General features: G+C 69.9%; 8 protein-coding genes and 1 pseudogene. 3 read left to right on the forward strand and 6 right to left on the reverse strand.

From position 1 onward, the window contains the following. Positions 1–78: 78 nt before the first annotated feature. On the forward strand, positions 79–294 hold the full coding sequence (locus tag CCN33_RS13035) for a hypothetical protein (protein ID WP_086693797.1): 216 nt from the start codon (positions 79–81) through the stop codon (positions 292–294). A gap of 102 nt (positions 295–396) precedes the next feature. On the opposite strand, the gene CCN33_RS13040 is transcribed toward CCN33_RS13035, so the two are convergent. Together CCN33_RS13040 and CCN33_RS13045 are read right to left on the reverse strand one after the other, a co-directional pair. Next, positions 397–951, reverse strand: coding sequence for a PaaI family thioesterase (locus CCN33_RS13040; protein ID WP_086693798.1), 555 nt, complete (start codon positions 949–951; stop codon positions 397–399). 94 nt (positions 952–1,045) lie between these two features. Beyond that, on the reverse strand, positions 1,046–1,552 hold the full coding sequence (locus CCN33_RS13045; RefSeq protein WP_086693799.1) for a winged helix-turn-helix transcriptional regulator: 507 nt from the start codon (positions 1,550–1,552) through the stop codon (positions 1,046–1,048). Positions 1,553–1,757: 205 nt separating this feature from the next. Between CCN33_RS13045 and CCN33_RS13050 the strand changes: the two genes are divergently transcribed. Next, the gene (locus CCN33_RS13050) at positions 1,758–3,338 is read left to right on the forward strand and encodes an MFS transporter (protein ID WP_244173781.1); all 1,581 of its coding nucleotides are present in this window, start codon (positions 1,758–1,760) and stop codon (positions 3,336–3,338) included. 46 nt (positions 3,339–3,384) lie between these two features. Here CCN33_RS13050 and CCN33_RS32940 read toward each other — a convergent pair. The 4 genes and pseudogenes from CCN33_RS32940 to CCN33_RS13065 form a co-directional block, all read right to left on the reverse strand. Continuing rightward, positions 3,385–3,525, reverse strand: a pseudogene (locus CCN33_RS32940) (phosphorothioated DNA-binding restriction endonuclease); the annotation flags it as partial. A gap of 76 nt (positions 3,526–3,601) precedes the next feature. After that, on the reverse strand, positions 3,602–5,131 hold the full coding sequence (locus CCN33_RS13055; RefSeq protein WP_031181604.1) for a helix-turn-helix domain-containing protein: 1,530 nt from the start codon (positions 5,129–5,131) through the stop codon (positions 3,602–3,604). A gap of 86 nt (positions 5,132–5,217) precedes the next feature. Continuing rightward, the gene (locus tag CCN33_RS13060) at positions 5,218–5,415 is read right to left on the reverse strand and encodes a DUF4236 domain-containing protein (protein WP_086693800.1); all 198 of its coding nucleotides are present in this window, start codon (positions 5,413–5,415) and stop codon (positions 5,218–5,220) included. A 79-nt stretch (positions 5,416–5,494) separates the two neighbouring features. Then, a complete protein-coding gene (locus CCN33_RS13065; protein ID WP_244173782.1) occupies positions 5,495–5,971 on the reverse strand; it encodes a hypothetical protein in 477 nt (158 codons plus the stop codon). Positions 5,972–6,223: 252 nt separating this feature from the next. Here CCN33_RS13065 and acnA point away from each other — a divergent pair, with 252 nt between their 5' ends. Continuing rightward, entirely contained in the window at positions 6,224–8,941 is a 2,718-nt protein-coding gene (acnA, locus tag CCN33_RS13070) for an aconitate hydratase AcnA (RefSeq protein WP_086693801.1), read from the forward strand. Positions 8,942–9,009: the final 68 nt, after the last annotated feature.

Here is a 9,009-nt window from a genome sequence, read left to right on the forward strand (position 1 = left end):
GGCGGGTCTGGCCCCGCCGCCGGCCGACGAGGCGCACGGAGGGGTGCGGCTTCCGGCTGCCGCACCCCACGCGCCCCTGTGCCCCACGGGGCCGACCATCCTGCCCGGGGCCCCGGTCGGCGCCCTGATCGCCCGCATCGGCTCGGGCGCCTGGTTCATGGTGGGGCCTCCCAGACCTTCCACGCCCAGGAGGACAGCGAGGTCACCGTCGCCTACAACGACCGCTCCGGGCTCTACGGCGACAACTCCGGCGAGTACACCGCCCTCGTCGAGAACCACGGCCGGCCTTCCTAGGACCCGTTTCCCCGACGGCCCCGCACCGTCCGGTGCGGGGCCGTCGCGCGTCGCGGGCATTCCTGAGGTCGGCGCGCTCAACTGCGACGTCCGCGACGGCGGTCAGCGGGCCGCGACCGGGAAGAGCATGCAACTGCTGGTGGCGTGGGCCAGGAGCCGGTCGTCGGAGTCGCGGAGCTCTGCCTGGGCGAGGGCGGTGCGGCGGCCGCTGTTGAGGACGGTGCCTATGGCGCGGATCTTGCCGGTGTCGACGGTGATCGGGCGCAGGAACTTCAAGGTCAGGTCGATCGAGGTGTACCCCATGCCCTGAGGCAGCACGGACTGCACCGCGCAGCCGGCCGCCGAGTCGAGCAGCGTGGCGTAGACGCCGCCGTGGACGCTGCCGATCGGGTTGTAGTGCTCCTCGCCCGGCACCATGACGAAGACCGCCCGGCCGTGCTCGGTCTCCTCCAGGGTGAAGCCCAGGGCGGCGGCGATCGGCGGGGCGGGCAGGCGCCCGGCCAGGACCTCGCGTAGGAAGCCGAGGCCGCTGTGGTGAGGGACGGCGGCGGCGGAAATGGCAGGGTCTTCCCAGCCGAACACGCGTGATCTGTGTGTCGCCGCTCCTGTCCCGGCGGTCGCCTCGCCGCTCGGGGACTTCTTCGGTGTTTCGGACATGCGGCTCCTCGGGGCGTGAGTTGTCGGTGTGGCGTGCCGGCCGGCGACGGCGGAGGCGGGCCACCACCGCGGTGGGAACATCTCGCCGGGTGTGTCAGCCGCCGCTGGGTTCAGGGCTGTCCGGGCCGACACGGATGAGACCCGGGCCGGCGTCGACGAACGACTCTCCGAACGGCACGTCATGGCCTTCTTCGCAGCGGAGCGCCGCGTGCACCGGGGCCCCGCAATCCTTGTGGCGTACGACCACGGGGGGCCCTTGTTCGTCGGTGGCCCAGGTGTCGCCCCACTGTCGCAGCGCCACGATGACGGCCCGGAAGTCGCGCCCCTTCTGGGTCAGTTGATAGGCGTACCGGGTCCGCTGGCCGGGCTCCTGGTAGGGGACGCGTTCCAGGAGCCCGGCGGTGGTCAGTTCTTTCAGCCGCGCCGCGGCGGCGGGTTCGCCGATGCCCACACGCCTGGCGAAGTCGTCGAACCGGCGTGTGCCGAAGAACGCCTCGCGCAAGATCAGCAGCGATGTCCTGTTGCCGACGAGCTCCAGAGTCCTGGCGACGGAGCAGTTGGCCATGGACCAGGCGTCCCGTTCCTTCAGCAGATCCTTCATCTCTCCACCCTTCGCCTGGCTTGCCTCAAGCAAAGTCAGCCTATATGGTCGAGCTGACTTACGCAATCATAAGTCAGCCGGGTTGTGCGCAGTCCCAGGGAGGGCTCATGGACGTCAACACAGCGACCGTCCAGGCCGCCGGGGCCAAGGCCGACCGGCGGGCGTCGCCGCCCTTCACCCGTAGCTCGGCCGAGACGAGGACACCGTGACTTCCACCCCTCCCGCCCCGGGCCGGCTCAGGCCGGCCGACCGCCACACCGGTGTCCGGCCCTCCCCGGACCACCCCTCCGGGCTGGCCGCCGGCGTCACGCTCCTCGCGATGTGCCTGGGCGCCATGACGACCTTTCTGCTGATCACCGCATCGGTGTCGGCGCTGTCGGCCATCCAGGACGACCTGCACGTCTCCCCGACCGGCCTCGTCTGGGTCCCCTCGGCGTACACCCTGGTCGTGGCCAGTCTGGTGATGTCCGCGGGCACCATCGGCAACCTCTACGGCCGCAAGCGCGCCTTCGTCACCGGCGCTGCGATCATGATCATCGGCTCACTCATGGTCTACGCGGCCGGTTCGGCGGGAGGCGTCATCGCCGGCCAGCTCGTCTCCGGCATCGGCGGCGCACTCATCCTGCCCAACAGCCTGGCCACCCTGGGAGCCACGTTCCCCGACCCTCACCGGCGCACCGAAGTCGTCACCATCTGGGCGGCCTCCTCGGGCATCGGCCTCGCCGCGGGCCCCCTGATCGCGGGCACACTGCTGGAACACTTCCACTGGAACACGGTCTTCCTGTCGACCGCGGTCCTCGCCGTGGTCACCCTGGCCGCAGCGGCCTTCGTAGCGGAGTCGCGCGGCCCCGCCGGCAGGCTGGACATCCCCGGCCAGGTCCTGGCCGTCCTGGGCATCACCGCCCTCGTCTATGCCCTCATCAAAGGCGGACACGACGGCTACACGAGTCCCCGCATCCTCGTCGCCTGGATCACCGCGGCCGCGGCCCTGACCGGTTTCGTCCTCGTCGAGCGCGCAGGCCGCACACCCATGCTGGACATCACCCTGTTCCGGTCGGCGTCCTTCAGCGCCGTCATGTTCGTCGCGGCCGTCTCCCTGTTCGGCTTCACCGGCCTGGCCATCCTGTCGGTGCTCTTCTACGAGCGTGTGCAGCACCTGTCCGCCTTGGACGTGGGCTGGCGGCTGCTGGCCTTCTTCGGCGTCTACGTCATCGTCAGCTACGCGACCGGACGCCTGATCCGCCGCACCGGCTTCAAGCTCCCCCTGACCCTCGGCTTCCTCGCCGGGGCCGCCGCCACGGCCGGACTCACCACGCTGGAGCCGAGCACCCCCTACGCCCGGGTGTGGTGGCTCTACGCGCTCTTCGGAGCCGCAAGCGGGATGGTGGCCGCGCCGAGCACCGCCGCCGCTCTGGTCAGTGTCTCCCATGAACACGCCGGCATGGCCTCCGGAGCCGTCAACACCTTCCGCCAGATCGGATCCGTCACTGGCACCTCCCTCCTCGGCGCACTGCTCGCCAGCCGGCTCCAGTCCCAACTGCCGTCCCAGTTGGATGCCCACCACGTGCCCGAGGCGGCCTGGCCCACCGTCGAACACGCCGTATCCAGCGGCGGCGTGGGCCACCGAGCGGCCCCGCCGAACGTGACCGCCGCGATCCAAGACGCCTTCACCTCCGGCGTCCACGCCGGCCTGGTCGTCATCGCCGCCCTGTTCCTGTGCGCGGCCCTCGCCTCGGCCCTGCTGGTACACAACCGACCGCACCACACCACCGCCACGCCCAACTGACGCGCGGCTTCTCACCGGCGCAGCGATGCCGACGGTGCCGGGGCGGTCAGGCTGCGGTGGCGGGGCGCGGCTCGCCATGGAACCCCTGACGGACGTGCCAGTCACGGTGAGCTGCCGCGCCGGACTGTGGGCCGAAGCATGGCCGGCCCACGAGGGCCGCAGCGTGCTCGCGGGCCACGGGGCTGTGGCAGGAGACGATGCCGCCGCCTCCCATCCTCACCCACCAAGCAGCAGGGCGGACGAGATGCGGCGGCACCCGCGCATCAGATGTCCCGGAAGATCTCGATCTGCGCCCCGATCGAATTCAGCCGCTCCGCCAGATCCTCGTACCCCCGGTTGATGACGTACACGTTGCGCAGCACCGACGTGCCCTCGGCGGCCATCATGGCCAGCAGCACGACGACCGCGGGGCGGAGGGCGGGCGGGCACATCATCTCCGCGGCGCGCCAGCGGGTCGGACCCTCGACCAGGACGCGGTGGGGGTCCAGCAACTGCAGGCGGCCGCCGAGGCGGTTGAGGTCGGTGAGGTAGATGGCCCGGTTGTCGTAGACCCAGTCGTGGATGAGGGTCTGGCCCTGGGCGACGGCGGCGATGGCCGCGAAGAAGGGGACGTTGTCGATGTTCAGGCCGGGGAACGGCATGGGGTGGATCTTGTCGATCGGCGCCTCCAGCTTGGAGGGGCGGACCGTGAGGTCGACCAGGCGGGTGCGGCCGTTGTCCGCGAAGTACTCGCGGCTGCGGTCGTGGTCGAGGCCCATCTCCTCCAGGACCGCCAGCTCGATCTCCAGGAACTCGATCGGCACCCGGCGCACCGTCAGCTCCGACTCCGTCACCACGGCCGCCGCGACCAGGCTCATCGCCTCCACCGGGTCCTCGGAGGGGGAGTAGTCGACATCGATGTCGATGTTGGGCACGCCGTGCACGGTGAGGGTGGTGGTGCCGATGCCCTCGACCCGTACGCCCAGGGCCTCCAGGAAGAAGCAGAGATCCTGCACCATGTAGTTCGAGGACGCGTTGCGGATGACGGTCACGCCGTCGTGGCGGGCCGCCGCCAGGAGCGCGTTCTCCGTCACGGTGTCGCCGCGCTCGGTCAGCACGATCGGACGGTCCGGGCGGACCGTGCGGTCCACCACGGCGTGGTACTGGCCCTCGGTCGCCGCGATGTCCAGCCCGAACCGGCGCAGCGCGATCATGTGCGGCTCGATCGTGCGGGTGCCGAGGTCGCAGCCGCCCGCGTACGGCAGCATGAAGCGGTCCATGCGGTGCAGCAGCGGGCCGAGGAACATGATGATCGAACGGGTGCGGACGGCCGCCTCCGCGTCGATCGCGTCCATCTCCAGCTCGGCCGGCGGCACCAGCTCCAGGTCGACGCCGTCGTTGATCCAGCGGGTGCGCACGCCGATGGAGTTCAGGACCTCCAGCAGGCGGTACACCTCCTCGATCCGCGCCACCCGGCGCAGCACCGTACGGCCCTTGTTCAGCAGGGACGCGCACAGCAGCGCCACACACGCGTTCTTGCTCGTCTTGACGTCGATGGCGCCGGACAGCCGGCGGCCGCCGACGACCCGCAGGTGCATCGGACCCGCGTAGCCCAGCGACACGATCTCGCTGTCCAGGGCTTCACCGATCCGGGCGATCATCTCAAGGCTGATGTTCTGGTTGCCGCGCTCGATGCGGTTGACCGCGCTCTGGCTGGTGCCGAGCGCGTCCGCGAGCTGCGCCTGAGTCCAGCCACGGTGCTGCCGGGCGTCACGGATGAGCTTGCCGATGCGTACGAGGTAGTCGTCTGACATGAGGTTGAGGCTATCTCAGATATGAGATGCCGCCTCCTGGGGGGTCCGTTCGGGTGACGCGGGGTCAGCGGCCGCCGGTCGCGCGGTCAGCGCTTCTTGGTCGTGGTCTTGCGCCAGCCGAACGGACCCGGCAGGTCCATCGAGGTCGTACGGCGTCCGGTGCTGCTGTGGGTGTGACGGGGACCGTGCTTGCCACCGCCGGTCGTGATGGACCAGGAGTGACGGTTGATGTTCAGCTTCACGCCGGGAAGGATGCGGAAGCTCTTGCGGAACGTCAGGCCCATGGCTGTCTCCTCCGATTGTCGGCGCCTCTGAGGGGCGCTCAACTCGGATACCCCCATTTGGCTTACTGATGGCCGCCGCTCACCCTTCCCGCCTGCGCTCTTTCCGGCGCAGTGCCCGGCGCTGCCTGCCGGGGAGGGTTTGCGCCAGTTCGCCCACCTCGCACAGCTCGTGACCCTCGCCGGCCCGGCACCGCCACACCGCCCGCTCGTTCGCCCCGGCGTCCGCGTGCACCCCGGTGCGGTGCTCCGGGCACACCGGCCACACCTGCCACAGCACCGCGTAGACCGTCTCCTGGGCCGCCTCGGCGACGCGGGCGGCGTCGGGGTCCTGCACGCTCCCGTGCCGGCGGTCGTCGGGCAGGGCCGCGTGGAACTGGTCCGGGAGGTCCTCGTCGTCCGACGGCGTACACATCAGCCGCATCGGCCCGGCCTCCGGCAGGGTCGCCGCCAGATCCCGGTTGACGGCGTCGAGGGCGGCCGCCAGGTCCGGGCGCGCGGTGAGGTCGACGGGGTGCGGCTCCCTGGCGAAGTCGCGGCGGTGCGGGAAGTGGCTCATCGGGTGATCGTCCCAGTCGCGCCCCCCTGCGCGCCCCCGTGGGGGGTGTGACGGACCCGTCACACCCCACATCCGGGCATGACCATCCAGCCCCCATGTACTAGAGTTATCTCGACATCGAGATATCTGCCGAGGCGCACCGCGGCAGTCACCCTGGTAAGGGCTACCTAACTTAGCCTTACCTTAGCGGAACGCTGGACCGGCGTGGCGGCAGGATGCGGTGGAACGCGCACATCAATGAAGGAGACTGTCGTGTCGGCGAACAGCTTCGACGCCCGCAGCACGCTGCACGTGGGCGACGAGTCGTACGAGATCTTCCGGCTGGACAAGGTCGAGGGCTCGGCCCGCCTGCCGTACAGCCTGAAGGTCCTGCTGGAGAACCTGCTCCGCACGGAGGACGGCGCGAACATCACCGCCGATCACATCCGCGCCCTCGGCGGCTGGGACTCGCAGGCCCAGCCCAGCCAGGAGATCCAGTTCACGCCGGCCCGCGTGATCATGCAGGACTTCACCGGCGTCCCCTGTGTCGTGGACCTCGCGACCATGCGTGAGGCCGTCGCTGCGCTCGGCGGCGACCCGGCGAAGATCAACCCGCTCTCCCCGGCCGAGATGGTCATCGACCACTCCGTCATCGCCGACAAGTTCGGCACCAACGACGCGTTCAAGCAGAACGTCGACCTGGAGTACGGCCGCAACAAGGAGCGCTACCAGTTCCTGCGCTGGGGCCAGACCGCCTTCGACGACTTCAAGGTCGTCCCGCCGGGCACCGGCATCGTCCACCAGGTGAACATCGAGCACCTGGCCCGCGTCGTCATGGTCCGTGACGGCAAGGCGTACCCCGACACCCTGGTCGGCACCGACTCGCACACCACCATGGTCAACGGCCTCGGTGTGCTCGGCTGGGGCGTCGGCGGCATCGAGGCCGAGGCCGCCATGCTCGGCCAGCCGGTCTCCATGCTGATCCCGCGCGTCGTCGGCTTCAAGCTCACCGGTGAGCTGCAGCCCGGCACCACCGCCACCGACCTGGTGCTCACCATCACCGAGATGCTGCGCCAGCACGGTGTGGTCGGCAAGTTCGTCGAGTTCTACGGCGAGGGCGTGGCCGCCACCTCCCTGGCCAACCGCGCCACCATCGGCAACATGTCGCCGGAGTTCGGCTCCACCGCCGCGATCTTCCCGATCGACGACGAGACCCTGAACTACCTGCGCCTGACCGGCCGTTCGGACCAGCAGGTCGCGCTCGTCGAGGCGTACGCCAAGGAGCAGGGCCTCTGGCTGGACCCGAAGGCCGAGCCCGACTTCTCCGAGAAGCTGGAGCTGGACCTCTCCACGGTCGTCCCCTCCATCGCCGGCCCGAAGCGCCCGCAGGACCGCATCGTCCTCGCGAACGCCGCCGAGCAGTTCAAGTCGGACGTCCTCAACTACGTCGACGTCGTGGACGAGGCGGGCAAGGAGTCCTTCCCGGCCTCCGACTCCCCGGCCATCGCCCCCAACGGCACCCCGTCGAACCCGGTCACCGTGACCGCCCCCGACGGCACCACCTACGAGCTGGACCACGGTGCGGTGACGGTCGCGGCCATCACCTCCTGCACCAACACCTCCAACCCGTACGTCATGGTCGCCGCGGCGCTCGTCGCCAAGAAGGCCGTCGAGAAGGGCCTGACCCGCAAGCCGTGGGTCAAGACCACCCTCGCCCCCGGCTCCAAGGTTGTCACCGACTACTTCGAGAAGGCGGGCCTGACGCCCTACCTCGACAAGGTCGGCTTCAACCTGGTCGGTTACGGCTGCACCACCTGCATCGGCAACTCCGGCCCGCTGCCGGAGGAGGTCTCCAAGGCCATCAACGACCACGACCTCGCGGTCACGTCGGTCCTCTCGGGCAACCGCAACTTCGAGGGCCGGATCAACCCCGACGTCAAGATGAACTACCTGGCCTCCCCGCCGCTGGTGGTCGCCTACGCCCTGGCCGGCTCCATGAAGGTGGACATCACCAAGGACGCCCTGGGCATCGACCAGGACGGCAACCCGGTCTTCCTCAAGGACATCTGGCCCTCCGAGGCCGAGGTCAACGAGGTCGTGGCGAACGCCATCGGCGAGGACATGTTCGCCAAGTCCTACCAGGACGTCTTCGCGGGCGACGCCCAGTGGCAGGCCCTGTCGATCCCGACCGGCAACACCTTCGAGTGGGACGCCGAGTCCACCTACGTCCGCAAGCCCCCCTACTTCGAGGGCATGCAGACGGAGCCGTCCCCGGTCACCGACATCACCGGTGCCCGTGTGCTGGCCAAGCTGGGCGACTCGGTCACCACCGACCACATCTCCCCGGCCGGCGCCATCAAGGCCGACACCCCGGCGGGCCAGTACCTCACCGAGCACGGTGTGGAGCGTCGTGACTTCAACTCCTACGGCTCGCGCCGTGGCAACCACGAGGTCATGATCCGCGGCACCTTCGCCAACATCCGCCTGCGCAACCAGATCGCGCCGGGCACCGAGGGCGGCTACACCCGCGACTTCACCGTCGAGGGCGGGCCGGTCTCCTTCATCTACGACGCCTCGCGCAACTACATCGACCAGGGCATCCCGCTGGTCGTGCTGGCGGGCAAGGAGTACGGCTCCGGCTCGTCCCGCGACTGGGCAGCCAAGGGCACCGCGCTGCTCGGCGTCAAGGCCGTCATCGCCGAGTCCTACGAGCGCATCCACCGCTCGAACCTCATCGGCATGGGCGTGCTGCCGCTCCAGTTCCCGGAGGGCGCCACTGCGGCCTCCCTCGGCCTGACCGGCGAGGAGACCTTCTCCTTCACCGGCGTCGAGGAGCTGAACAACGGCACCACCCCGCGCACGGTCAAGGTCACGACCGACACCGGCGTGGAGTTCGACGCGGTCGTCCGCATCGACACCCCCGGCGAGGCGGACTACTACCGCAACGGCGGCATCATGCAGTACGTGCTGCGCAGCCTGATCCGTAACTAGGGTCTGGCGCCACGCAGTCGAGGGCCGCACTCCCGGTGACGGGGGTGCGGCCCTTCGCCGTGCTCGGG

The organism is Streptomyces recifensis (assembly GCF_002154615.1).
GTDB classification, from domain to species: domain Bacteria; phylum Actinomycetota; class Actinomycetes; order Streptomycetales; family Streptomycetaceae; genus Streptomyces; species Streptomyces griseoluteus.